26 protein-coding genes are annotated in these 25,185 nt (G+C 60.0%); 13 read left to right on the top strand and 13 right to left on the bottom strand.

The window, feature by feature from the left end; genetic code table 11:
- Nucleotides 1-15: 15 nt before the first annotated feature.
- The 5 genes from cgtA to ACWHXD_RS26020 all read left to right on the top strand — a co-directional run bounded on the left by cgtA (nt 16) and on the right by ACWHXD_RS26020 (nt 4,855).
- A complete protein-coding gene (gene cgtA / locus ACWHXD_RS26040) occupies nt 16-1,239 on the top strand; it encodes an Obg family GTPase CgtA (RefSeq protein ID WP_003194084.1) in 1,224 nt (407 codons plus the stop codon).
- 109 nt (nt 1,240-1,348) lie between these two features.
- A complete protein-coding gene (gene proB / locus ACWHXD_RS26035) occupies nt 1,349-2,467 on the top strand; it encodes a glutamate 5-kinase (protein WP_003194083.1) in 1,119 nt (372 codons plus the stop codon).
- A gap of 16 nt (nt 2,468-2,483) precedes the next feature.
- Entirely contained in the window at nt 2,484-2,948 is a 465-nt protein-coding gene (locus tag ACWHXD_RS26030) for a CreA family protein (protein WP_138763258.1), read from the top strand.
- A gap of 102 nt (nt 2,949-3,050) precedes the next feature.
- On the top strand, nt 3,051-3,533 hold the full coding sequence (locus ACWHXD_RS26025) for a glutathione peroxidase (protein ID WP_138763257.1): 483 nt from the start codon (nt 3,051-3,053) through the stop codon (nt 3,531-3,533).
- A gap of 218 nt (nt 3,534-3,751) precedes the next feature.
- A complete protein-coding gene (locus ACWHXD_RS26020; protein ID WP_138763256.1) occupies nt 3,752-4,855 on the top strand; it encodes an NADH:flavin oxidoreductase in 1,104 nt (367 codons plus the stop codon).
- On the opposite strand, the gene ACWHXD_RS26015 is transcribed toward ACWHXD_RS26020, so the two are convergent.
- Nucleotides 4,824-6,026 carry a glycosyltransferase family 4 protein gene (locus ACWHXD_RS26015; protein WP_138763255.1) on the bottom strand — a complete coding sequence of 401 codons (1,203 nt, stop codon included), beginning with the start codon at nt 6,024-6,026 and terminating at the stop codon, nt 4,824-4,826. The two genes, ACWHXD_RS26020 and ACWHXD_RS26015, sit on opposite strands and share 32 nt — an antisense overlap.
- 54 nt (nt 6,027-6,080) lie before the next feature.
- Complete coding sequence (cysZ, locus tag ACWHXD_RS26010) at nt 6,081-6,845, bottom strand: sulfate transporter CysZ (RefSeq protein ID WP_003194077.1); 765 nt, start codon at nt 6,843-6,845, stop codon at nt 6,081-6,083.
- Between the two features lie 294 nt (nt 6,846-7,139).
- Between cysZ and trxB the strand changes: the two genes are divergently transcribed.
- The gene (gene trxB, locus ACWHXD_RS26005) at nt 7,140-8,102 is read left to right on the top strand and encodes a thioredoxin-disulfide reductase (RefSeq protein ID WP_003194076.1); all 963 of its coding nucleotides are present in this window, start codon (nt 7,140-7,142) and stop codon (nt 8,100-8,102) included.
- A 686-nt stretch (nt 8,103-8,788) separates the two neighbouring features.
- On the opposite strand, the gene ACWHXD_RS26000 is transcribed toward trxB, so the two are convergent.
- The 9 genes from ACWHXD_RS26000 to ACWHXD_RS25960 all read right to left on the bottom strand — a co-directional run bounded on the left by ACWHXD_RS26000 (nt 8,789) and on the right by ACWHXD_RS25960 (nt 15,542).
- A complete protein-coding gene (locus ACWHXD_RS26000; protein WP_138763254.1) occupies nt 8,789-9,127 on the bottom strand; it encodes a HopJ type III effector protein in 339 nt (112 codons plus the stop codon).
- 92 nt (nt 9,128-9,219) lie between these two features.
- A complete protein-coding gene (locus ACWHXD_RS25995) occupies nt 9,220-9,996 on the bottom strand; it encodes a TorF family putative porin (protein WP_138763253.1) in 777 nt (258 codons plus the stop codon).
- 105 nt (nt 9,997-10,101) lie between these two features.
- A complete protein-coding gene (locus ACWHXD_RS25990) occupies nt 10,102-11,829 on the bottom strand; it encodes an amidohydrolase (protein WP_138763252.1) in 1,728 nt (575 codons plus the stop codon).
- Nucleotides 11,830-12,007: 178 nt separating this feature from the next.
- Nucleotides 12,008-12,892, bottom strand: coding sequence for a helix-turn-helix domain-containing protein (locus tag ACWHXD_RS25985; protein ID WP_056788735.1), 885 nt, complete (start codon nt 12,890-12,892; stop codon nt 12,008-12,010).
- 57 nt (nt 12,893-12,949) lie between these two features.
- Nucleotides 12,950-13,246 (bottom strand): DUF1244 domain-containing protein, encoded by a 297-nt coding sequence (locus tag ACWHXD_RS25980; RefSeq protein ID WP_032895346.1) that lies wholly within the window; start codon nt 13,244-13,246, stop codon nt 12,950-12,952.
- 15 nt (nt 13,247-13,261) lie between these two features.
- Nucleotides 13,262-13,633: a dihydroneopterin triphosphate 2'-epimerase gene (gene folX / locus ACWHXD_RS25975; protein ID WP_003194073.1), complete on the bottom strand. Its 372-nt coding sequence runs from the start codon at nt 13,631-13,633 to the stop codon at nt 13,262-13,264.
- A gap of 2 nt (nt 13,634-13,635) precedes the next feature.
- Nucleotides 13,636-14,196 carry a GTP cyclohydrolase I FolE gene (gene folE, locus ACWHXD_RS25970; RefSeq protein WP_003194072.1) on the bottom strand — a complete coding sequence of 187 codons (561 nt, stop codon included), beginning with the start codon at nt 14,194-14,196 and terminating at the stop codon, nt 13,636-13,638.
- Between the two features lie 20 nt (nt 14,197-14,216).
- Complete coding sequence (folM, locus tag ACWHXD_RS25965) at nt 14,217-14,927, bottom strand: dihydromonapterin reductase (RefSeq protein WP_138763251.1); 711 nt, start codon at nt 14,925-14,927, stop codon at nt 14,217-14,219.
- 57 nt (nt 14,928-14,984) lie between these two features.
- Nucleotides 14,985-15,542 carry a putative antibiotic biosynthesis monooxygenase gene (locus tag ACWHXD_RS25960; protein ID WP_098950396.1) on the bottom strand — a complete coding sequence of 186 codons (558 nt, stop codon included), beginning with the start codon at nt 15,540-15,542 and terminating at the stop codon, nt 14,985-14,987.
- Nucleotides 15,543-15,756: 214 nt separating this feature from the next.
- Between ACWHXD_RS25960 and ACWHXD_RS25955 the strand changes: the two genes are divergently transcribed.
- Nucleotides 15,757-16,725 carry a MerR family transcriptional regulator gene (locus ACWHXD_RS25955; RefSeq protein WP_138763250.1) on the top strand — a complete coding sequence of 323 codons (969 nt, stop codon included), beginning with the start codon at nt 15,757-15,759 and terminating at the stop codon, nt 16,723-16,725.
- Here the strand turns inward: ACWHXD_RS25955 and ACWHXD_RS25950 are convergent.
- Both ACWHXD_RS25950 and ACWHXD_RS25945 read right to left on the bottom strand, forming a co-directional pair.
- A complete protein-coding gene (locus tag ACWHXD_RS25950; protein ID WP_032895350.1) occupies nt 16,716-17,321 on the bottom strand; it encodes a hypothetical protein in 606 nt (201 codons plus the stop codon). The genes ACWHXD_RS25955 and ACWHXD_RS25950 overlap by 10 nt on opposite strands.
- 58 nt (nt 17,322-17,379) lie before the next feature.
- Nucleotides 17,380-17,847, bottom strand: a complete 468-nt coding sequence (locus tag ACWHXD_RS25945) for a PAS domain-containing protein (protein ID WP_138763249.1) — start codon at nt 17,845-17,847, stop codon at nt 17,380-17,382.
- A gap of 129 nt (nt 17,848-17,976) precedes the next feature.
- Between ACWHXD_RS25945 and ACWHXD_RS25940 the strand changes: the two genes are divergently transcribed.
- From ACWHXD_RS25940 to ACWHXD_RS25915, 6 genes are all read left to right on the top strand, one after another.
- A complete protein-coding gene (locus tag ACWHXD_RS25940; protein ID WP_032895352.1) occupies nt 17,977-18,432 on the top strand; it encodes a flavodoxin in 456 nt (151 codons plus the stop codon).
- A 175-nt stretch (nt 18,433-18,607) separates the two neighbouring features.
- A complete protein-coding gene (locus ACWHXD_RS25935) occupies nt 18,608-19,390 on the top strand; it encodes a class II aldolase/adducin family protein (RefSeq protein ID WP_098950400.1) in 783 nt (260 codons plus the stop codon).
- Complete coding sequence (locus tag ACWHXD_RS25930; RefSeq protein WP_138763248.1) at nt 19,390-20,292, top strand: alpha/beta fold hydrolase; 903 nt, start codon at nt 19,390-19,392, stop codon at nt 20,290-20,292. The genes ACWHXD_RS25935 and ACWHXD_RS25930 overlap by 1 nt, the downstream gene beginning before the upstream one ends.
- Before the next feature lie 118 nt (nt 20,293-20,410).
- Nucleotides 20,411-21,322, top strand: coding sequence for an SDR family oxidoreductase (locus ACWHXD_RS25925; protein ID WP_044268345.1), 912 nt, complete (start codon nt 20,411-20,413; stop codon nt 21,320-21,322).
- 481 nt (nt 21,323-21,803) lie between these two features.
- Complete coding sequence (locus ACWHXD_RS25920) at nt 21,804-23,594, top strand: DUF1302 domain-containing protein (RefSeq protein WP_138763247.1); 1,791 nt, start codon at nt 21,804-21,806, stop codon at nt 23,592-23,594.
- A gap of 27 nt (nt 23,595-23,621) precedes the next feature.
- The gene (locus tag ACWHXD_RS25915; RefSeq protein WP_138763246.1) at nt 23,622-24,980 is read left to right on the top strand and encodes a DUF1329 domain-containing protein; all 1,359 of its coding nucleotides are present in this window, start codon (nt 23,622-23,624) and stop codon (nt 24,978-24,980) included.
- Nucleotides 24,981-25,185: the final 205 nt, after the last annotated feature.

Here is a 25,185-nt window from a genome sequence, read left to right as displayed (position 1 = left end):
GAGAGGCGTTTTGTTATGAAGTTCGTTGATGAAGTTTCCATCCGAGTAAAAGCAGGCGACGGCGGTAACGGTTGCATGAGTTTCCGTCGCGAAAAATTCATCGAAAACGGTGGTCCAAACGGCGGTGACGGCGGTGACGGCGGTTCCATCTACATGATGGCCGACGAGAACCTCAACACCCTGGTCGACTACCGTTACACCCGGCACTTCGATGCCGAGCGTGGCTCCAACGGCGGCAGCACCGACTGCACCGGTAAAAAAGGTGAAGACCTGGTGCTGCGCGTACCGGTCGGCACCACGATCATCGACTCCGCCACCCAGGAAGTGATTGGCGACCTGACCAAGGCCGGCCAGAAGCTGATGGTTGTGCAGGGCGGCTGGCACGGTCTGGGTAACACCCGATTCAAGTCCAGCACCAACCGTGCACCGCGCCAGACCACGCCGGGCAAGCCGGGCGAGCAGCGCGACCTGAAGCTGGAAATGAAAGTACTGGCGGACGTGGGCCTGCTGGGCCTGCCGAACGCGGGTAAAAGTACCTTCATCCGCTCGGTATCGGCCGCCAAGCCGAAAGTCGCCGACTACCCGTTCACGACCCTGGTGCCAAACCTGGGCGTGGTCAGCGTAGACCGCTGGAAAAGCTTCGTGGTTGCCGACATTCCTGGCTTGATCGAAGGCGCTTCCGACGGCGCAGGCCTGGGTATCCGCTTCCTCAAGCACTTGTCCCGCACCCGTTTGCTGCTGCACCTCGTCGACATGGCACCGCTGGATGACACCAGTGCCGCCGATGCCGCCGAAGTCATCGTCAGCGAGCTGACCAAGTTCAGCCCGGCCCTGGCCGAGCGCGATCGCTGGTTGGTACTGAACAAGTGCGACCAGATCCTCGAAGAAGAGCACGAAGAGCGCGTCAAGGAGATCGTTGACCGCCTGGAGTGGGAAGGTCCGGTCTACGTCATCTCGGCCATCGCCAAAGAAGGCACCGAGCGCCTGACCCGCGACATCATGCGTTACCTGGAAGACCGTGCCGACCGCCTGGCGGCCGACCCGGTGTACAAGGCCGAACTCGCCGAGCTCGACCAGCAGATCGAAGACGAAGCCCGCGCCCAGTTGCAGGCTCTGGACGACCAGCGCGCCCTGCGCCGCAGCGGCGTGAAGTCGGTCCACGACATCGGTGACGATGATTGGGACGAAGAAGACGTGGATGATGAAGACGGTCCGGAAATCATTTACGTGCGTGACTGATCCGTTGCGATAAACTTGAACGCCGCTCCCTGGAGCGGCGTTTTGGTATCCGGGTATAACGTTATGGGCAGCGCTGGGTCGCGCGGCCCTCACTCTAAGGTTGAAGATGATGCGGAGCAAAGTGACAGGTGCGCAGCGCTGGGTCGTGAAAATCGGCAGTGCGCTGTTGACGGCGGATGGCAAAGGTCTGGATCGTGCAGCCATGAGCGTCTGGGTCGAGCAGATGGTGGCCTTGCATGAAGCAGGCGTTGAGTTGGTGCTGGTGTCGTCCGGAGCGGTTGCCGCCGGGATGAGCCGCCTCGGCTGGACCGCGCGACCCAGCGCGATGCACGAACTGCAAGCCGCCGCCGCCATCGGCCAGATGGGCCTGGTGCAAGCCTGGGAGTCCAGCTTTGCCGAGCACGGCCGCCACACGGCGCAGGTGCTGCTGACCCACGATGACCTGTCCGACCGCAAGCGCTACCTCAACGCCCGTAGCACCTTGCGCGCGCTGGTGGAGCTCAAGGTCATCCCGGTCATCAACGAAAACGACACCGTGGTCACCGACGAAATCCGCTTCGGTGACAACGACACCCTGGCCGCCCTGGTGGCCAACCTGGTCGAGGCCGACCTGCTGGTGATCCTCACCGACCGCGATGGCATGTTCGACGCCGACCCGCGCAACAACCCCGATGCCCAGCTTATCTATGAAGCCCGCGCCGACGACCCAGCGCTGGATGCGGTCGCCGGCAGTGTCGGCGGTGCCCTGGGCCGCGGTGGCATGCAGACCAAGCTGCGCGCTGCGCGCCTGGCGGCGCGTTCGGGGGCCCACACCATCATCGTCGGCGGGCGCCTGGAGCGCGTGCTCGATCGCCTCAAGGCCGGTGAGCGCATCGGTACGCTGCTGTCGCCGGAACGCGGCATGCTGGCGGCGCGCAAGCAATGGCTGGCCGGTCATCTGCAAACCCGTGGCACCCTGGTGCTGGACGCGGGCGCAGTAGCGGCGTTGTCCCAGGGCAACAAGAGCCTGCTGCCGGTGGGTGTGAAGTTGGTGCAGGGCAGCTTCCGCCGTGGCGAGATGGTGGTGTGCGTTGCGCCAGACGGTCGCGAGATCGCCCGTGGCCTGGCCAATTACAGCGCCTTGGAAGCACAGAAGATTATTGGACAACCCTCCGACGCCATTGTCGGACTCTTGGGTTATATGGCGGAACCGGAACTGGTTCACCGCGACAACCTGATCCTGGTCTAACCATAGGAAATACACGATGCGCGTGATGAAGGGATTGCTCGGCCTGCTGTTGGCCGTGCCGCTGCTGGCCTCGGCCGAAGAGGTCGGCCAGGTGTCGACGGTGTTCAAGTTCGTCGGCCCCAACGACCGGATTGTGGTCGAAGCGTTTGACGACCCCAAGGTCGATGGCGTGACGTGCTACCTGTCCCGCGCCAAGACCGGCGGGGTAAAGGGCGGCCTGGGCCTGGCCGAAGACCGTGCCGAAGCCTCGATCGCCTGCCGCCAGGTGGGCCCGATCCACTTCAAGGGTGACCTCAAGGACGGCGACGAAGTGTTCAAGGAGCGCACCTCCCTGGTGTTCAAGACCATGCAGGTCGTGCGTTTCCTCGACAAGAAGCGCAACACCCTGGTGTATCTGGTCTACAGCGACCGCCTGATCGAAGGCAGCCCGCAGAATGCGGTGACGGCGATTCCTATTCTGCCCTGGCCGACCGCTCAGTAACCTGCAGGCGAGTTTCGTCACTGGCGTCTATGATTGCAGCTTTGCCGGTTGTAAGCTCCGAAGGGTTGCAATGCAAAGAACATGGGATATCTGGAGTTCGTCATGAGTGCTTTCCACGATCTGAAACTCAAAGCCTTGGACGGACAAGCACTACCGCTGGCGCCTTTCAAGGGCCAAGTCGTGCTGGTGGTCAATGTGGCGTCCAAATGTGGTTTGACCCCGCAATACGCGGCGTTGGAGAACCTCTACCAGCAGTACAAGGACCAAGGGTTTACCGTGCTTGGCTTGCCATGCAACCAGTTTGCAGGCCAGGAGCCCGGCACCGAGGAAGAAATTCAGCAGTTCTGTGACCTGAACTACGGCGTGACCTTTCCACTGGGCAGCAAGATCGACGTCAACGGCCCTGATCGCCACCAGTTGTACCGCTTGCTGGCGGGCGAGGGCGCTGAATTCCCCGGGGATATCACCTGGAACTTCGAGAAATTCCTGTTAGGTAAAGATGGCCGCGTACTTGCGCGCTTCTCACCCCGTACGTCCCCTGACGATCCCTCCATCATCCAGGCGATCGAAAAAGCCCTGAGCTGACTCCAATCCACTGTAGGAGCGAGCTTGCTCGCGAAAAACGCCAACGATAACGCGCGCTTCCTTAAATACGCGACGTCCTCAGGTGCTTCGCGAGCAAGCTCGCTCCTACAGGTATTCGGGTGCTTCTGTACCTTAATCATTTAGATCAATAGTGCTATGAGTGGCGCTGGGGTCTGCATATTATCCACGTCATAAATTCCTTTGCCGTGGAGCGCTCCATGCCCGTCCAAGCCTTGTTCAAACCCTTCCAGCTCGGTGCATTGCAACTGTCGACCCGCGTGGTCATGGCGCCCATGACCCGTTCGTTCTCCCCAGGTGGCGTACCCAACTCCAAAGTCATCGAGTACTACCGCCGCCGTGCGGCTGCGGGTGTGGGCTTGATCATCACTGAAGGCACCGTGGTCGGGCACCAGGCCTCAAACGGCTATCCCAACGTGCCGCATTTCTACGGCGAAGCCGCCTTGGCTGGCTGGAAGAAAGTGGTCGATGCGGTCCACGCCGAAGGCGGCAAGATTGTCCCGCAGCTGTGGCATGTGGGCAGTGTGCGCCGTATCGGCACCGAGCCTGACGCCAGCGTGCCGGCTTATGGTCCGATGGAAAAGCTCAAGGACGGCAATGTCGTTGTGCACGGCATGACCAAGCAAGACATCAAGGACGTGATCAACGCCTTCGCCCAGGCCGCCAAGGATGCCCAGGCGATCGGCATGGACGGCGTGGAAATCCACGGTGCCCACGGCTACCTCGTCGACCAGTTTTTCTGGGAAGGCAGCAACCAGCGCACCGACGAATACGGTGGCAGCCTGGCCAACCGTTCGCGCTTCGCCATTGAACTGATCCAGGCCACCCGCGCCGCTGTCGGCCCGGACTTTCCGATCATCTTGCGTTTCTCCCAGTGGAAGCAGCAGGACTACACCGCGCGCCTGGTACAAACCCCTGAGGCGTTGGGTGAGTTTCTCAAGCCACTGGCTGACGCTGGCGTGGATATTTTCCACTGTTCCACCCGTCGTTTCTGGGAGCCGGAATTTGAAGGCTCCGACCTTAACCTGGCCGGTTGGACGCGTCAGCTCACCGGCAAGCCAACCATCACTGTGGGCAGCGTGGGCCTGGATGGCGAGTTCCTGCAGTTCATGGTCAACACCGACAAGGTTGCCCAGCCTGCGAGCCTGGAGAAACTGCTGGAGCGCCTGAACAACGATGAGTTCGACCTCGTGGCCGTAGGCCGTGCCCTGCTGGTGGACCCGGATTGGGCCGTGAAGGTGCGCGAAGGGCGTGAGGGCGACATCTTGCCCTTCAGTCGTGAGGCGTTGATGACCTTGGTGTGAGCGGTGAGAGGGCAGGCACTCGCTGACCGTCCTCGCATACCCCACGCAACTGGCGCTCGAATTGCTCGATAATCGCCGGCCAGCCCTGACGGCTGGCATGTTGTCGGGCATTCAAGCGCGCTCTGCGTAGCGTTTCGCGCTCCTCCAGCAGCCAGATGGCCGCATCGCAAAACGCGTTTTCATCCCCAGGCATTGCCAGTGCGCCGCTATAGCCATGACGCAGATGCTGGCTTGCGGCTGCTTGATCATAAGCCACCACTCCCAGGCCTGAAGCCATCGCTTCAAGTACCACATTGCCGAAGGTTTCGGTCAGGCTTGGGAACAGGAACAAATCCCCAGAGGCGTAATGCTTTGCCAACTCCTCGCCGCGTTGAGCTCCGCAGAACACCGCATCGGGCAAGTCACGTTCCAGTGACGAACGTTGGGGGCCATCACCGACGATAATCAGCTTCATGCGCCGCCTTGGGTAGGTAGCTTGCAATGCCTCAAAGCAGCGCTTGAGCAGCCCCAGATTCTTCTCCTGGGCCAGACGTCCCACATGCAGGACGGCAATATCGTCGTTCTCCAAGCCCCAATCATCACGCAAGGCGCTATTGCGTCTGGCTGGATGGAACAGTTGGCTGTCCACCCCCCGCGACAACATGCCCAGACGCTCGAAATGTCGACGCTCCAATTCCAGGCGCTGACTGGCACTTGGCACCAGGGTCAGGCTGGAGCGGTTATGAAACCAGCGCAGGTAATGGGTGACCACGCGGCTCAACAGGCTCAAGCCATACTGGTTCGAATACTGCTGGAAATTGGTATGAAAGCCGCTGACTACGCTGATGCCCAGGCGCCGTGCGGCGCGCAACGCCGAAAGCCCCAGCGGCCCTTCGGTGGCGATATACAGCACATCGGGGCGCTGGCGCGTCCAGCGGCGCAGTAACTTGCGCATTGACGATTGGCCCCATTGCAGGCCTGGATAGCCGGGCAGTGGCCAGCCGCGGCACAGCAGCAGTTCATCGTCGCTGGGGCGGCTTTGGTCGGCACTCTGGCGTGGGCGTACTAGCTCGACTTGATGGCCGCGTGAGCGCAAACCTTCGCACAGGCGGCCAAGGGTATTGGCCACCCCGTTGATTTCCGGCGGGAAGGTTTCGGTAATGAGGGTGATGTGAAGCGAGGCTGTCGTCATGACCCACAGTGTCGGCGTGGGCCATGTCGCCATTGTGTCAGTGCGATGATGGATTTATGACTTGACCACCGCTTGCTGCGCCATCGCTTCGGCGCCTTGCTCACGCACCCAGAACAACGTCGCCCCGGCCACCGCCGCTGGCATCATTAACAGGTTGACCACCGGCACCAGCAGCACCAGGTAAACAATGCCGCCAAAGCTCATGCTCTGCCAGCGCTTCTGGCGCAGCCACGCGAGCATCTCGTTCCAGCCCAGCTTGTGGTTATCGGCCGGGTAGTCGATGTACTGGATCGCCATCATCCACACGCCAAACAGCAGCCACAGCGGCGCCGCGATCAGGTTGACCACCGGGATGAACGACAGGATAAACAGGCCGATGGCACGTGGCAGGAAGTAACCCAGCTTGCGCATCTCCCGCGCCAGGGTGCGCGGGACCATGGCGGCCAGTTCAGCCCAACTGAACGGCGGGAAGTCATCGGTGCCACGTACCACTACCTCAACCTTTTCGGCGAGAAACCCGTTGAACGGCGCGGCGATGATATTGGCGAGCATGGTGAAGGTGAAAAACACCATCAGCACCACCAGCACCACAAACAGCGGCCACAACAGGTAATTCAAAAAGCCTAGCCAGTGGGGCAGCGTTGGCATCAAGCTATCGACCCACAGGCTGAACTGATGGCCGGCGAAATAGATCAACCCGACGAACAACACCAGGTTGATCGCCAACGGCAGCAACACGAACAGGCGCAGGCCAGGGCTCAACACCAGTTTGAGGCCTTCACGCAGATATTGCGGGCCGGAAAGAGCAGGGGCGGGCATGGAGTACTCCGAGCAAAATGGCGAACGCGCCGACCTTACCGGCTTTGCACCTGATGTGAAAGCGTGGGCAGGTAGGCGACATCCAGGGTTACAAAGGTGTCCATTAACTCACTTGCGCGCATAGAGAACACCTATGAGCTGGATTGTTAATGCGTATTTCCTTAATCTTGCCCCCCTCGATACGCTGCACCCATTATTTTTCAGGACCTGGCGAGTTAAAGCCTTCCCCAAGTGCTTCGCCGTCCTTTTTTATTCCCGCCGCCCTGTGGTCTGGGCGGTCGGTAGGAGTGAGTCATGTCAGATACCCGTCATTCCCGAGTGATTATTCTCGGTTCCGGCCCTGCCGGTTACAGCGCCGCTGTCTACGCTGCCCGGGCCAATCTCAAGCCGCTGCTGATCACCGGCATGCAGGCGGGCGGTCAGTTGACCACCACTACTGAAGTCGACAACTGGCCGGGCGACGTGCACGGCTTGACCGGCCCGGTGCTGATGGAGCGTATGAAAGAGCACGCCGAGCGCTTTGAAACCGAGATCGTCTTCGACCATATCAACAAGGTCGACTTCTCGAAGAAGCCTTACAGCCTGACCGGTGACAGCGGTGTGTACACCTGCGACGCGCTGATCATCGCCACCGGCGCCAGTGCTCGTTACCTGGGCCTGCCGTCGGAAGAAGCGTTCATGGGCAAGGGCGTTTCGGCCTGCGCTACCTGCGACGGTTTCTTCTACCGCAACAAGCCGGTTGCCGTGGTCGGCGGTGGCAACACTGCCGTGGAAGAGGCGCTGTACCTGGCCAACATCGCCAGCACCGTGACCCTGGTTCACCGCCGCGAGACCTTCCGCGCCGAGAAAATCCTGATCGACAAGCTGCACGCCCGTGTCGCTGAAGGCAAGATCATCCTCAAGCTCAACGCCACCCTGGATGAAGTCCTGGGCGACAACATGGGCGTGACCGGTGCCCGCCTGAAAAACAACGACGGCAGCTTCGACGAGCTGAAAGTCGACGGCGTGTTCATCGCCATCGGCCACACCCCGAACACCTCGCTGTTCGAAGGCGTGCTGGAAGCCAAAGATGGGTACCTGGTGGTGCAGGGCGGCCGTGAAGGCAATGCGACTGCGACCAACATCGAAGGTATCTTCGCTGCCGGCGACGTGGCAGACCACGTCTACCGCCAGGCCATCACCTCGGCCGGCGCCGGTTGCATGGCGGCCCTGGATGCCGAGCGTTACCTCGACGGTTTGAAGGACGCTTCGTTCTAAACCCGTTGACTTAAAAAAAGCCGGCTGCGAAGCCGGCTTTTTTATGCCTGCGGTCTAGCCCACACAGTAAAACAAATGTGGGAGCTGGCTTGCCTGCGAAGGCGGCCTAACAGCCGACGCCAATCTACCTGACACCTCGCAATCAAACTGTGGGAGCGGGCTTGCTCGCGAAGGCGGTCTGGCAGTCAACACAGTTGGGTTGTGTGCATATCCATTGCTGCGGTAACGGCCACTTAGGGTTCCGCCCAACGGCGGCTCACTTTTGAAAAGCGCAAAAGTAAGCAAAACGCTCTTGCCCCACCACTCGGCACCTCGCTTGGGCTCGGTGTGCCCGTAATCCGCCAGTGATTTGGGGGGCCGCCGCCACGCGCCATCCATGGCGCGGGGCGGCTAAACCGGCATCCCTGCCGGTTTACCCCCCAAATCCCTGTCGAATTCCGGCCAGCGTGGTTTGACGGGGCGCCTAAGATCAAAAGCAGATCAAGAGCGACTCGCTTCGCATCGTGGTTACCGGTCAGTTAAGCGGTCATCGCGTTCTGTAGGAGCGAGCTTGCTCGCGAAAAACGTTAACGATAACGCGTGCTTGCTGAATGAACGCGGCGCCTTTGAGTTTTTCGCGAGCAAGCTCGCTCCTACAGGCATCAGGGCACGCCCGGCGCCCACATTGAGCGGGGTCGGCTATGCAATCAGCGGCGGGTCAGAGGCTGTTCAGCAAACTTCACTGCGGCCAACCCATGGGCAATCAACGCCCGAATATTGCCATGGTCACTGCCGTCCGGAGTGGCCACCACCGACCGGTAATGCTCACCAAACGCCAGCAGTGCTTCCTGATCACTCAACCCTTCCAGTAGCGCCAGACCCAAGGTCTTGCACGACCCTTCATTTTGCCCGGCGGCATTTTCCACACCGCCGTTGGTGAAGGCCTGCGGTTGGTAGTCGTAACAGGCGGCGATAAAGGCCAGGGTGTCGGCAAAGACATGTTCGCCGCTGTTGAGGCTGGCGCGCAGGGTATTCAAATCAGTCATTGGTTCTGGCTCTTTCTTAACGGGTGTAGGTGAGATTACCTATAGTAACTTTTTCGAGGTTATTTCGAACCATGTGCAAGCTTACAGACGGGTCAGAACGTCTTGCTCGCGCCGGCCACTATTGTTGCGCTGCACAGGTTATCGAAGCCGGTAAAGCTGGTGCATTCGGCTTTCGAAAGGTCGGTGTCGATATAGCTCAGCGACCAGTTAACGCCGACCAGCTCGCTGCTGAGCTTGATTTCCCAGTTGTGATAATCGGCACGGCCGTTGCCGTTGTTACTGAAAAATACATCGTCTTTGTAGTCGACGTATTCATAGCGAGCTTCCAGGCCGACCTCTGCGGGCAGCACGGTGTGGTAACCGATGAACCACGATGACAAGTCCTCGTCTTGTTTACCCTTGTGGAACTCGCCATGTTCATCCTCGTAGTCAGGGCCTTTCATGTTGCGCACGTATTTGCCGCCAAGCAGAACGCCGTAAACATCCAGGACAGTCTTGAGTTCGCCCTGGTTGTAATCGCTTTGGCGCGGGTACTCATACTGCGTGTAGAAGCTGTCCAGGCTGATGCGGTCATGGATTTGCCAAAAGTAGCCGGCGAAATATTCGATTTCCTGGCGCGTTTTGGAGCCATTGCCAAAGTCGACATTCGAGGTCCAGACGCCGGCGTACAAACCACTGGCGTGGTTGAGGGTAACCCCCAGTTGTGCGGCAGGGTCACCCAGGGTTTGCGAGATGCCACTGGTGCGATAGTCGCTGACCAGCGCGGGGTTGATGATGAGCTCGAAGCTGTCGTTGAGCTCGACGGCTTGAGCGTTGATCAGAGGCGTCAAGGCGAGCGCTGCAAGCATGAAGACGGAAAGTGCGTTCATAGGAGTCTCTTATTGTTATGAGTGTGTGAGTTATTCCAGGCGCGACCGTGCCCAGCGCCGCTCTGGGAGCGGCGTCAGGTGTTTGCGTAATATTGAGCGAGTGAGTCAGATCTGTTTGCCGGAGAAGAAGGTGTTCAGGACCTTGGTCTCGAATAGCTCGTCGTCGCTGACCTTGAACACATCGCGATCAAGGACGATCAGGTCAGCCTGCTTACCGGGTTCCAAAGAGCCGATCTGTTGATCCAGGCGAAGGGTTTTGGCGGCGTTGAGGGTGTAGGCGTAGAACATGGCCTGGCGATCAAGGCTTTCCTTGGCGTTGAGCACCCCCAACGGGCCTTTACGCGTGCTGGCCTGAGCAATGGCATTCCACGGGTTGGGACCAGAGACGGGCCAGTCACTGCCGCCCGCGATGGTTGCACCCGCGTCATGCAGGGATTTGGCGGGGTACAGGTGATCGTAGGCAGACGTACTGATGTAAGGCTTGACCAGTTCTTCGGTGTAACTCTCGCTGGTGGCCCACAGCAATTGCATGGAGGCAATGACCCCCAGTTGCTTGAAGCGAGGGAAGTCTTCTGGATCGACCACTTGCAAGTGGGCGAGGCTATGGGCCACAGGCGTCGGGTTGAGGCGGCGCGCATAATCGAAGCCATTGAGGGCTTCACGTACGGCGCGGTCACCGTCCGCGTGCACATGCATGATCCAGCCGCGCTTTTCCGCAGCCACCACCAACTCACCGAAATGCTTCGGATCGATCAGCAACTGACCGCGTTTATTAGTGTTTTTGTAGGGGGCGATGACCGCTGCGGTCTGCCCTGGAAACTCCATGATGCCGTCAGCAAAGATCTTGATGCCGGGGAATGTCAGATTGGGCACGCCCTCGAATTTTTTCATCACCTTGGCCACGACTTCCAGGTCGGCCGGCTTGCTTTTGGAGTTGGTCAGCATCAAGGCGGCGACGTGGGCACTGAGTTCGCCCTTCTCGGCCAGTTCGCGGTAGAACGGCAGCACGCCGTAGCTCTGCTCCGTGGCGGTGAAGTCGAACAGCGAGTCGCCATTGCCGGCGTTTGATGCCGCATCCATCCACGCGGTGACGCCATAACCATTATTGACCTTCACCGCTTCGCGGGCAGCCTTGAGCATGATCTCTTTGCTCGGTGCAGGAACCTTATTGCGGACCTGATCCCAGCGAGACTCGGCAAAATAACCGGTGGGGGTGAAGTCGTTTTCGTGACCGATGTAGTCACGCTCGTTCGCAGGCAGGCCTTTTACCAGTGCTGCATCGACTTTCACACGCTTGAGCATGGCGTTGTTGGCCCAGCCGGTGTGGCCGTCGATGCCACTGAGCACCAGCGGTTGGTCGGCCCAGCGGCCGTGGTTGAAGATCTTGCCCAGTTCGCGGCTTTTATCCCAATAGGCCGAGCTGGTGCCGGCAATTAAGATGACGTCCCCGGATCTGGCCCGGCCTGCCTTATCTTGCTCGATGATCCATTGCTCAAGCTCGGGCAATGGCTTTTCTTCATCCAGCAAGTTGGCACCCAGACTCGCGAGGCCCGCAGACACCGGATGGCTGTGAGTATCAATCATGCCGGGCATCAACACCTTGCCCGCAAGGTCGAACCGTTGAGTGGTGGTATCGGCGAGGGCATTGATCTGCGCATCACTGCCGACTTTGAGGATTTTTCCGTTTTCCACCGCCACCGCTTGAGCCAGCGCTTGGCCGGGGACACCGGTGAAAACCTTGCCATTGGTGAATACCAGATCGGCTGCTGCCATGGCCTGCAGTGAGGGCACCGTTAACATCGCGGCCAGAACACAGGGGGTCAATCGCTTCATTCAAAGCTCCTTTATTGATTTTGTTCTATTGAGGTTTTAGCGACGCAGCACATCAATGGCCGGCGAACGCACGGTTCCTTGTTTGAAGTCGATAATGCGGGCGTAAGAAGGCTGGCCTCTATCCGATTTGCGCTTGCGTGCGAGCCTCATTTTGGTGCGCAAGCGCTTGGGGGCCGATTCAGCGGGGACGTAAGAGTGTGCGGCTGGGGAGTTCGCCAAAAAGCTGGTAATAGGCCTGGGAGAAACGGCCCAGGTGCCAGAATGACCAGCGCATGGCGACTTCCGCCACGGTCGTCTCTGCGGGCACCCTGCGCAGTAAGTCGCGGCGGGCAAAGTTCAATCGGCGTAACCGCTGCCATTGGCTGGGTGATACACCGATAGAAGACGTGAAGCGTTGTTGCAACTGACGAACAGACACCCCGGCGCCGTTGGCCAGTTGCAACACATTGAAGTGTTCTTGCGGGCTGGCCATGACCAGGTCGAAAACCCGTTGGATAAGGCGGCGGTCATGGGCTCGGTGTTTCAGGCTTGCCAGGTCCGGCGTCTGACTCGGGCAATCGAGGATATACAGGCAATCGTCGACCAGCTGTTGTGCCAGCCCTGCTTCAGGCACCGGGGATTGCCCCACGGCCAACCGTTGAAGCGTGCTGCTTAACCAGTGGCCAAAAACCTGGCTCTGCCGGGAAACCAGCGGGGTGAGGAGCATGCCATCCAGGCTGCTCAAGTTCAGGCAATCAAGTTGCTTGAGGTATTGAGGGCCGATCACCACCGCGACTTCTTTATAGTTTTGCGGGGTCACCCAGGTGTTCTGACTGTCCTCGTTGAGCAGGTACAGAGATCCGTCACCCGTATCAAAACTAAAGACCAATGAACCGGCGGGCGCATGGAAATGCTGCTCCACCCGCGTGTTCATCTGCTCTTCATACACCTCGATGCCGTCCAACTGCATGTACACAACTTTGCCCCGAAAATACCCTGGGGACATTTGCTGGTAGTGCTCCTGCCAGCCGGAAATCGCCAGTTGCTGATCCACATCCGCAGTATCAAAGGTTTGAATCTGCATGCTTTTGCTTTCCTGGTTTTTCCCGCGGGCGGGTCGCACGTCGTGAGGGCTTAGCGCCTAACCCTGTGGGTTGCCTTTGGCAAACGCGGCCTGTTGGTCGGCGTTGGCTTCTTGCTGGTAGTGGGCTTTCCACTCGGCGTACGGCATGCCGTATACCACTTCACGGGCGTCATCGAGGCTGAGCTCGATCTGGCGCTCGTCGGCTTCGGCCTTGTACCACTTGGACAGGCAGTTGCGGCAGAAGCCGGCAAGGTTCATCAGGTCGATGTTCTGCACATCCTTGCGGCTGTCCAGGTGGGCCACCAGTCGGCGAAAGGCGGCGGCTTCGAGTTCGAGGCGTTGTTGGTCGTTCATAAGGCTCACTTGCTATCAGCGGCTGGCGGCCAGAGTGATCGAAACCGACTCGGCAAAGCGCAGCGCGTGGGGTTTGTCTACTTCGACTTCGGCGTACAGTACCGATTCGTTGCTCATCACCAGGTCCAGCAGTTCCTGGGTCAGGCGCTCCAGCAGGGCAAAGCGATTGCCTTCGACGTGAGCGATGATGGCCTTGGTGATGGTGCGGTAGTTCAGGGCGTGGTCGATGTCGTTGTCACGTACGGCTTCCTGGGCGGCATACAGGATGGTCAGGTTGATCAGCACATCCTGCTTGTTGAGGATCTCGTCCTCGTTGATGCCGATAAAGGTGCGCAGGCACAGGTCCTTGACCCGGATACGCGCCATGCCTGGTTGAAGTTGTGGCATTGCTACTTGCTCCGTCCAATCAGTTGCAGGAACTCCATGCGGGTGGTGTTCGACTCGCGAAAGGCGCCGAGCATCACCGAGGTGTTCATGGTTGAATTCTGTTTCTCCACGCCGCGCATCATCATGCACATGTGCTTGGCTTCGATCACCACCGCCACGCCGGCGGCCTGGGTCACGTCCTGGATGGCGTCGGCGATTTGCCGTGTGAGGTTTTCCTGGATCTGCAGGCGCCGGGCGAACATGTCGACAATGCGCGCCAGTTTTGACAGGCCCAGCACCTTGCCGGTCGGAATATAGGCCACATGGGCCTTGCCGATAAAGGGCAGCAGGTGATGCTCGCACAACGAATACAACTCGATGTCCTTGAGGATCACCATCTCGTCATTGTCAGACGCAAACAGCGCGCCGTTGACGATTTCTTCCAGGTTCTGCTCATAGCCATGACACAGGTACTGCATGGCCTTGGCGGCACGCTTGGGCGTATCGAGCAGGCCCTCGCGCTGTGGGTCTTCGCCCAGGCCCTTGAGGATTTCGCGGTAGTGGTGGGGCAGGGATAAGGTCATACAACATCCTCAAAAACGGCTTACTTGATATGCCGCCCACCGTTGACGGTCAGGGTGGTACCGGTGACATAGGGGTTGTCCAGCAGGTAACGCACGCTCTGGTAGATCACCTCGGGCCCGGGCTCGATGCCCAGGGCCGACTTGGCCAGGACCTTGGCGCGATAGGCTGCGTCATCGCCTTCGTTGAACATCACCATCGCCGGGGCGATGCCGTTGACCTTGATCAGCGGCGCAAACTGCGCGGCAAACGATAACGTGAGGCTGTCGAGCCCGGCCTTGGTGGCGCAATAGGCGATGTGATGCCGGCTGCCCTTGCGCACCACGTCATCGCTGATATGCACGATATCGGCGGGTGTCGAACGTTGCAGCAAAGGTGAACAATGCAGGTTGATCAGGTACGGCGCAAGCATGTGCACGCTGAACATGTCGATAAAGGCACGGCTTTCGTCGCCCGGCGTTTCGGCGACCCAGGCTGAAGCGTTGTGGATGATTGCGCGCAGGCTTTGGGTATGGGTTTTGACTGCGCCAATGAAAGCCAGCACGCCGGCTTCGCTGGAGAAGTCGGCAAACACGCCGATGGCGCCCCGTTCACGCAGCGCCTGCACGCCGGGGCGTTCGCTGCGGTAGCTGAACATCACGGCTTGGCCTTCATCCAGCAGGCGCTCGGCGCAATGCAGGCCGACACGCTGGCCGGCACCGGTGATCAGGATCGGAGCGTTGGTTGCATTCATGGGAGGCTCAAGTCGCTGGCAGGCTCAAACTATACCAGCGCCCCGGCCTCCCTGTACTCAAGCGGCGGCTTCGGTGACCTTGCGAGTGGGCGAGGGGTGCAGCCAATTCGCCAGCAGATGGGTCGACAGCGGTATAAAGAGGTAGACCATCAACGGGGTCAGGGCAGCGGTGCTGACCAGTACGCGGCTGAACAGGTCCAGCTCATTGAGCAGCGAGCCCAGGCCGAAGTTGAACAGCAACGATACCGGGAAAAATGCCAACCAGATGGCCACGGCCTGTTTCCAGCGTGGCGGGCGGGCACCTACTGCGCCAAACCAGCCATCGATACCGCTGACACGGTGCTCCGACGGGTCGGCAAACAGCTCGCTGCCTCGGCTCAGCCACGCGCTGCGCGAAGCGGAGAACTCCCACGCATGCAGGGTTTTTTCATCGGCAAAGCGGAAGATGATCTGGAACTCATCATCATGAGGCGGCGGGGCCAGCACGCCGGAACCCAGGTAACCGGGGAAGTCAGTCGCCAATTGCTCGCCTTCGCGCAGCCAGGCCATCAACTCTTCGTAGCGACCCTTGGCCACGCGGCGCGCAACCATCAAGGTGACGGGTGAGGTAGACATCGTATATCTCCAAATCAGCAAGTGCGCCGAGCCGGGTAGGCTGTGCACGGGCGAAGCTGCGGGGTGGTGCAGCGACGCAAAAGAACAGGCAAGGATTATTCCGGATTTGCCCAAATACGCCAGAAACTTCGGATGGATCGCCGTAGATCTTGAATCATGCAGTTCAATCGGCGTTAAATGGTGTTCAAATTCATACAAGTTTTTTTGACCGCTGATGCCCGAAATCACTGCGCCTCTTCGCGAAACGACACCCGACAGCCACTCTGACTGCGAGGGGCTGTTTCCGATTCGTGAAGTGGCAAGACTCACAGGCGTAAACCCGGTGACCTTGCGTGCCTGGGAGCGTCGCTACGGTTTGATCCAGCCGGTGCGCACCGAAAGTGGGCACAGGCTGTACTCAAGCACCGATATCGACACCGTGCACCGCATCCTCGACTGGATCGAGCGGGGCGTGGCGGTGAGCAAAGTCGGCAAGCTCCTGGCGCGCGACCCACGGGCCAACGAACCGGCCACGGCGTCACGCAGCGATACCGAACTGGAGTGGCGCCAGTGGCAGGCGCAACTGCGGCTGGCCATCAGTGCTTTTGATGATCGTGAGCTCGACCGGTTGTACGGCCAGATCTTCAGCGTCTATTCGACGACCGTGGTGTTCCAGGACATTTTGGTCCCGCTGTGGCAACAGTTGTTACGTCACCAAGGCCGCTTTGGCCAAGCCAGCGAGTGGCTGTTCTTCGACAATTTCCTGCGCTCGCGCGTCGCACGGTGCCTGCAAGTGGCCAGTGCCTCGCCAGCGCCCAGGGTGTTGCTGTCAGCCATTGCCGGAGAGTGCCGTGAGCTGGAGTTACTGGTGGCGGGCTTGTTGATGTCGAGCGAGAAGCTGGCGGTCAAGGTCCTGGGCGTTGGCCAGCCACTGGATGAGTTGACGCTGATCTGCGAGCGCACCCGGCCGCAAGCCTTGGTGCTGTTTTCCAACCACGCTCCAGGGGCAGAGCTGGCGTCGCGGCTCAATCGCCTGGCCTTCACCCTCGATTGCCCGTTGCTGCTGGCTGGAGAAGCGTCGGACCTGGCAGAGCACAGCCTGGCAGGGTCGTCGATTGGTTGCCTGGGCAATGACGGACGCTTGATGCCGCGCCGCTTGCAGCAACTGCTCAGCGGCCATCCGGGTACCGAGCCTCAGGCGTGAACGTGAGGATGCACCAGGCGGTGTTGGTGCAGGATGAACTGGCGTAGCCGTTCGATCTCATCGGCATCGCTCTGGCTCAGGCGATAAGCGAACAGGCCTCGGGCGGTTTCGCGCTCCAGCGTGCCGCGCAGGGCGATGCGCTCGTAGCCGGAAGGGCTGAACCACAGGGAAAAGGTCTTCGGCGGTTTGACCCGGCCACGCACTTCTACCAACACACCTTTGAATGACACTTCGTGCACCCACAACGCGCTGGGGTAGCCCTTGATGTTTTCCAGCGCCACCGGCGTTTCAAGGGCCAGGCGCCACGGGCGGATCATCGGCCCGTCTTCAAAAATGCTCGGTACGCCCAGGCGCAAATGCACAGCGTGAAACTCATCTTCCACCAGGTGCAACGGGAAGGTGAGTTGCTGGTTGTCGAACTGCGCCTGGATGGTGACCTGGTCGTGAGCCGCTAGCCGCGTGAGCAGGTCGCGAATCTGAGCGCCGCCATTAACCGTCAGGCTCGACCATGCATCCCGCAGGTTGAGCTGCGGGTTGTGCTGCATGTCCTGGATAAAATCCAGTTCGTCCTGCGTCAATAGCGTGTCGCGTTGCATTGATCTAGCTCAAGGCTGAGGCATTAAAAAGCCATTATCGCTCTAAAGACCGCGTTTTTTACAGTTTGTTAAATCCACTCGTCGCCTTGAGTGCCGCGAGCTCGCTCTTGAGCTCGGCTAACTGGGCTTCCAGTTGGGCGACGCGCTGTTGGGCTTTGACTTGAGTGGTGACGTCTTTTTGCACGCCGACGAAATACGTTTGCTTGTCGACCTCGTTGTACACGGTCGAAAGCGACAGTTCGTTCCAGAAAGGTGTGCCGTCCTTGCGGAAGTTGCGCAGGATCTCTCGGCAGGCGCCGCCGCTGTCGAGCGCGTCACGAATGGCCATCAAGGCCGGTTGGTCGCGGTCGCCCGCCTGCAGGAAACGGCAGTCCTGATAGAGAATCTCGTCCAGCGTGTAGCCGGTCATCCGTTCGAAGGCCGGGTTGACGTAGATCAGTGGTTTGTCCCGGCCTTCGCGCTCTGCAACGACGATCCCGTCATTGGAAGCATTGACGACCATTTTCAGCAGTTTGGCGTTAATCATTGAGCGGTCCCTGGCCTGGTTTTGACCTTGCCAGTTTATGGCAAGTCTGGAATGTTGCACGGTGCGCACTGAAATATTGGCACAGGCTGCTAATATCCCACGCTTTCACTCAACTACAGGATCAGATTGATGAAAGTCGCCATCCTTTCCGGCTCGGTCTACGGTACGGCTGAAGAAGTCGCTCGCCACGCGCAAGACATCCTCAAGGACGCAGGTTTCAACGCCTGGCACAATTCTCGTGCCACGCTGGCAGAGGTGCTGGCCTTTGCTCCCGATGCATTCCTTGCCGTGACCTCGACCACCGGCATGGGCGAGCTGCCCGACAATCTGATGCCCCTGTATTCGACCATTCGTGACCAACTGCCCCCCGCCTGGCGCGGCCTGCCAGGTGCAGTCATCGGCCTGGGCGACGCCAGCTATGGCGATACCTTTTGTGGCGGTGGTGAGCAAATGCGCGAATTGTTCGCCGAACTGGGCATCCGCGAAGTGCTGCCGATGCTGCGCCTGGACGCCAGCGAGAGCGTCACCCCGGAAGCTGACGCCGAGCCTTGGCTGGCCGAGTTGGTCACTGCACTGCGAGGCTGAACCCCAGGTAGCGCCGTTATTGACGGCGCTTGTTTGACCCATATCTGTACTATTCTCATGACTGACTCGCTCAGTCATCAAGCTGGCTGCCAAGGCAACTCCTTGCGCCTCGGCGTCTGACTAGACTGGCTCTCACTTTAGACACCCTAAGAAGTGCGCCAAGGAGGTCATTGCCATGAGCCTAGCCCCTGCTCCATCACCACAAAACGTCAAAGCCCAGGTCAGCCCCGCCGAATGGCAAACCCGCGTGGACCTGGCGGCCTGTTATCGGCTGGTGGCCATGCACGGCTGGGATGACCTGATCTTCACGCATATTTCGGCCAAGGTGCCGGGCACTGAAGATTTCCTGATCAACCCCTATGGGTTGATGTTCCATGAGATCACCGCGTCGAGCTTGGTCAAGGTTGACCAGGCCGGCAATAAGCAAATGGACAGCCCCTACGAGATCAACCCGGCGGGCTACACCATCCACAGCGCCATCCACGAAGTGCGCCATGACGTGACCTGCGTGCTGCATACCCACACCGCTGCGGGTGTGGCGGTATGTGCGCAAAAGCAGGGTGTATTGCCCATCAGCCAGCAATCGCTGTTCGTGCTGTCGAGCCTTGGCTATCACGCCTATGAAGGCGTGGCGCTCAATCACGAGGAAAAGGCCCGCCTGCAAGCGGATCTGGGCCAGAATAATTTCCTGATGCTGCACAACCACGGCCTGCTGACCTGCGCCGGTAGCATCGCCGATACCTTCCTGATGATGTTCACCTTCCAGCGCGCCTGCGAGATCCAGGTATTGGCCCAGAGCGGCGGCACCGAGTTGATCGCCATCGGGCCGCAGATTCTCGCCGGTGCCAAGGCGATGGTGGCAGCTGTCACAAAAAGCGCCCAAGGTATGGGCGGTGCGCTGGCCTGGCCGGCACTGCTGCGCAAATTGGACCAACAGGACCCCGGGTATAAAAGCTGATGCCACTCGCCGAGATACCGCTCAGAGCCTGGCGCAAGCGCGGCCAGGACTTCGTCTTTCGTGGCCACACCGTGCGGTATTGGGTGGCCGGGCAGGGCGAGCCGTTGCTGCTGATTCATGGTTTCCCTACGGCCAGTTGGGACTGGCACTACCTGTGGCAGCCCCTGGCCCAGCGCAACCTGGTGATCGCCTGCGACATGCTCGGCTTTGGCGACTCGGCCAAACCCTTGAACCACGAGTATTGCCTGCTGGAACAGGCCGATCTGCAACAGGCGCTGCTTGAGCATCTGCGGGTAGAGCGGCCGGTGCATGTGTTGGCCCATGATTATGGAGACAGCGTCGCCCAGGAATTATTGGCCCGGCATTACGAGGGAGGGTTCCAGATGGCGAGCTGTGTATTTCTCAACGGCGGGCTGTTTCCGGAGACCCATCGGCCGGCGCTGGTGCAAAAGCTATTGCTCAGCCCGTTGGGCTGGATGATCGGCCGGGCCTTTGGGCGCAATGCCTTGGCCAGCAGTTTCAACCAGATCTTCGGCCCCCAGACGCGACCCAGTGAAAGTGTGCTGGATGATTTCTGGAGTTTGATCAGTTGCAACGACGGCCCGCGTATTCTGCACAAACTCATCGCCTACATTCCCCAACGCCGTCGCCTGCGCGAGCGTTGGCTGGCGGCCATGCAGCAAGGCGAAGTGCCATTGCGGGTGATCGACGGCGAAGTAGACCCGATTTCCGGTGCCCATATGGTCGAGCGCTATCGCCAACTGGTGCCCGAGCCCGACACGATAAGGCTGGCCAATATCGGCCACTACCCGCAGATCGAGGCGCCGGTCCAGGTACTCAGGCACTACCAGGCGTTTCGTGAGCGCATCGGCCAGCCTTCACCGCGTGCGGCCTATTCCTGAGCCTGCGCATCATCCCGCTGCCTTATCAGGCACCATTCAGCCTTGGCCGTCTTTATTGTGACCAAAGGCTGCGTGCGTGACACTCTGCCTATTCCCATTGTCGCCAGCGGAGTTCGGTATGAGTGAGTCAGTGCAGTTCCAGGATAAGGTCGTGATCGTCACCGGCGCCGGTGGTGGCTTGGGCCAGGCCCATGCGCTGCTGTTCGCCAAGCACGGGGCCAAAGTGCTGGTCAACGACCTGGGGGGCTCAACCCAAGGCGAGGGCGCCAATGCCTCGGCGGCCGACCGGGTGGTGGCGCAGATTCGCGCGGCGGGCGGCATTGCCGAAGCCAACCATGACTCCGTCACCGACGGCGACAAGATCGTACAGAACGCCCTGGATGTTTTCGGCCGGGTCGACGTGGTAGTCAACAACGCCGGGATCCTGCGCGACAAGACCTTCCACAAAATGGACGACAGCGACTGGGATCTGGTTTACCGGGTGCATGTCGAAGGCGCCTACAAAGTCACCCGCGCCGCCTGGCCGCATTTGCGCGAGCAGGGTTATGGCCGGGTGATCTTTACTGCGTCGACGTCCGGTATCTACGGCAACTTTGGCCAGTCCAACTACGGCATGGCCAAGTTGGGCCTGTATGGCTTGACCCGAACCCTGGCGCTGGAAGGGCGCAAGAACAACATCCTGGTCAATGCGATTGCCCCCACCGGTGGCACGCGCATGACCGAAGGGCTGATCCCGCCGCAGGTGTTCGAGCGCCTCAAGCCAGAACTGGTCAGCCCGTTGGTGGTGTACCTGGGCAGTGAAGCCTGTGAGGAAACCGCAGGCTTGTTTGAAGTGGGTGGCGGCTGGATCGGCAAGACCCGCTGGGAGCGTAGTCTGGGTGTGGGTTTTGATCCCGAGGCAGGTTTTTCGCCGGAGGATGTGGCCGCGCATTGGCAGCAAATCTGCGACTTTGAAGGGGCTGCGCACCCCAAGGACAACATCGAGGCGTTGAAGGAAATGATGGCTAACTTGCAGAAGTTCAGCCTCTGATCATTGCCGGTAAATCAATGAATCCCACGGGGCGTCGATGACGCCCCGTTTTCTTTGGGGCATAAAAAAGGCCGCTGCATAGGCAGCGGCCGAAGTAAGACGTTGGATCAAGGAGCGACAAATCAACGTCAGTGAACACCGGGAACAGACTGATTAGTGGATCAATCCGTTAAAAATCAGCTTTTCTCCCCAATGCGGGAGCGGGCTCTTTGCCCTGAAAGCCAGGCAAGAATAGTCTGTTGTAACAAAGTGAGTAATAGCAAATCGGGACAAGGACTATTACCAGATCGGCAATAATTACAGGGCGCCATCGATCCTTCTGATAACCCTTCATCCATCGCATGCATGCCACCAGGCCAACGCCCGGCCAGAGAACCCCATCATCCTTTCGAGCGACAACACGAATACCTCCTTGGTGCGCTTATCGCTCCTCAAGGGCGGCAGTAGGGTGGGGCCTTCTGTCACTCACCGGGGAAGACGCATGACAAAAACAATAATGCGCGCCATCTTCACGCCACAGGCGCTGGCCACTGCGGTTGCGCTGGGCTGCTGTGCCCAGGCGCAGGCTGTTTCGTTCAACATCGGCGAGATCGAAGGGCAATTCGACTCCTCGCTGTCGGTCGGCGCCAGTTGGGGCATGCGCGATGCCGATAAAGGCCTGGTCGGCACCGTCAATGGCGGGACGGGCCAAGCGTCCACCGGGGATGACGGGCGCCTCAACTTCAAGAAGGGCGAGACGTTTTCCAAGATCTTCAAGGGGCTGCACGACCTTGAATTGAAGTACGGCGACACCGGCGTGTTCGTGCGTGGCAAGTATTGGTATGACTTCGAACTCAAGGACGAAGACCGCGAGTTCAAGCCCATCAGCGACCACAACCGCAAGGAAGGCGCCAAATCCAGCGGTGCGCAGATCCTCGATGCCTTCGTCTACCACAACTACTCCCTGGGCGACCTGCCCGGCACCGTGCGTGCCGGCAAGCAGGTGGTCAGTTGGGGCGAAAGTACCTTCATCGGTAATTCCATCAACAGCATCAACCCGATCGACGTGTCGGCGTTCCGCAGGCCCGGTGCCGAGATCAAGGAAGGCTTGATCCCGGTGAACATGCTGTTTGCCTCCCAGAGCCTGACCAATCAACTGACCGTGGAAGGTTTCTACCAACTGGAATGGGACCAGACGGTGCTCGACAACTGCGGCACCTTCTTCGGCGGGGACGTGGCGGCGGATGGCTGTACCAATAACTACACCGTGGGCAGCCCGGCGATCCGACCGCTGCAACCGGTGGCGGCGGCCTTTGGCCAAGGGTTTGGCGTGACCAATGAAGGCGTGATTGTACGGCGTGCCGGTGACCGCGATGCGCGCGATTCGGGCCAGTTCGGCGCGGCCCTGCGCTGGCTGGGCGATGACACTGAATACGGCCTGTACTTTATGAACTACCACAGCCGCACACCCACCGTCGGCACCCTGACCGCCAATACCAACCTGGCCACCATCGGGCGCATTATCAACACCGCCAACGCCCTGGCGCCCGGCTCCGGTGCTGGTTTGGCGCAAAGCACCATGCTTGGTCGTGGCCAGTACTACCTGGATTACCCGGAAGACATTCGCCTGTTCGGCGCCAGTTTTTCCACCACCTTGCCCACGGGCACGGCGTGGACCGGCGAGATCAGCTATCGGCCCAATGCGCCGGTGCAGCTCAACACCACTGACCTGACCCTGGCCCTGGTCAACCCTATTGCGGGCCAACTCGCCTCACCCATCCGCAGCAATTTCGGCGATGACAACAAAGGCTACCGCCGCAAGGAAATCACCCAGATCCAGAGCACCATGACCCAGTTCTTCGACCAGGTACTGGGCGCCGAGCGCCTGACCCTGGTGGGCGAAGCGGCGGTGGTGCACGTCGCCGGCCTGGAAGACAAAAGCAAACTGCGCTACGGCCGAGACTCGGTATACGGCGCCTATGGTTTTCAAGGTGACACCGACGGTTTTGTCACCTCCACCTCGTGGGGCTACCGGGCGCGGGCGATCCTTGACTACAACAACGCCATTGCCGGTGTGAACCTCAAGCCCAACCTGTCCTGGTCCCATGACGTGGCCGGTTACGGCCCCAACGGGCTGTTCAACAAAGGGGCCAAGGCCATCAGCGTCGGCGTGGATGCGGACTATCGCAGCACCTACACCGCAAGCCTGAGCTACACCGATTTTTTTGGCGGTGACTACAACACCCTGACCGACCGCGACTTCCTCGCCCTCAGCTTCGGCGTGAACTTCTGATCTGGCTTAAAAGAAGGACAAGACCCTATGCGTAAGATGATTGCAGTGTTGGCCCTGAGCGTATTGGCCGCCAACGTAATGGCGGCGGTATCGCCCGAAGAAGCCGCCAAGCTCGGCACTACCCTGACCCCGGTCGGCGCCGAAAAAGCCGGCAACGCCGATGGCTCGATCCCGGCCTGGACCGGCGGTATCCCGAAAAACGCCGGCGCAGTGGACAGCAAGGGCTTCCTGGCTGACCCCTTCGCCAACGAAAAACCGCTGTTCGTGATCACCGCCGCCACGGTGGACAAGTACAAGGACAAACTCTCCGACGGCCAGGTGGCGATGTTCAAGCGTTACCCCGAGACCTACAAGATTCCGGTGTACCCCAGCCACCGCACGGTCAACTTGCCGGCGGACATTTACGAGTCGATCAAGCGCAGCGCCGTGAATGTGAAGGCGATCAACGATGGCAACGGCCTGGAGAACTTCACCGGTAACCGTTACTACGCGTTCCCCATCCCGAAGAATGGCGTGGAGGTGCTGTGGAACCACATCACCCGTTACCACGGCGGCAACCTGCGGCGCATCATCACCCAGGCCACGCCCCAGACCAATGGCAGCTACACGCCGATCCGCTTCGAAGAGGAAGTGGCGGTGCCGCAAGCCATCCCGGATATCGACCCGGCCAAGGCCGCCAACGTGCTCAGCTATTTCAAGCAATCGGTCACCGCCCCGGCGCGGTTGGCGGGCAACGTGCTGCTGGTGCATGAAACCCTCGATCAGGTGAAGGAACCGCGCCTGGCCTGGATCTACAACGCCGGCCAGCGCCGGGTGCGGCGCGCGCCGCAGGTGTCCTACGACGGCCCAGGCACCGCCTCCGACGGCCTGCGCACCACCGACAACTTCGACATGTTCTCCGGCGCGCCCGACCGTTATGACTGGAAACTGGTGGGCAAGAAGGAGATGTACATCCCCTACAACAGCTACAAGCTCGACTCGCCGAGCCTCAAGTACGACGACATCATCAAGGCCGGGCACATCAACCAGGACCTGACCCGTTACGAACTGCACCGCGTGTGGGAAGTGGTCGGCACCGTCAAACCCAGCGAGCGGCACATCTACGCCAAGCGCCACATGTACATCGACGAAGACAGCTGGCAAGTCGCGCTGGTGGACCACTACGACGGCCGCGGCCAACTGTGGCGCGTCGCCGAAGGCCATTCGCAGTTCTACTACGACCACCAGGTGCCGGCCTACACCGTGGAAACCCTGTACGACCTGATTGCCGGGCGCTACATCGCGCTAGGCATGAAAAATGAAGAGAAGAGCAGCTTCGTGTTCGGCTTCGCGGCTAAGGCGGCGGACTACACCCCGGCGGCACTGAGGACGGAGGGTGTTCGCTGACTCCGCATCGAAGTGAGGTTGAAAATGTGGGAACTGGCTTGCCTGCGATAGCCATAGGTATCTACACAACGCTGTCGCAATCAACGGTAACCACGATGCGAAGCGAGCCGCTCTTGATCTTGCTCTTGATCTGCTTGTGATCTTGATCTCAGGCGCCCCGTTAAACCACGCTGGCCGGAATTCGACAGGGATTTGGGGGGTAAAC

It is taken from the genome of Pseudomonas fjordensis (genome assembly GCF_976987115.1).
This window is presented reverse-complemented; position numbering and strand designations above follow the sequence as displayed.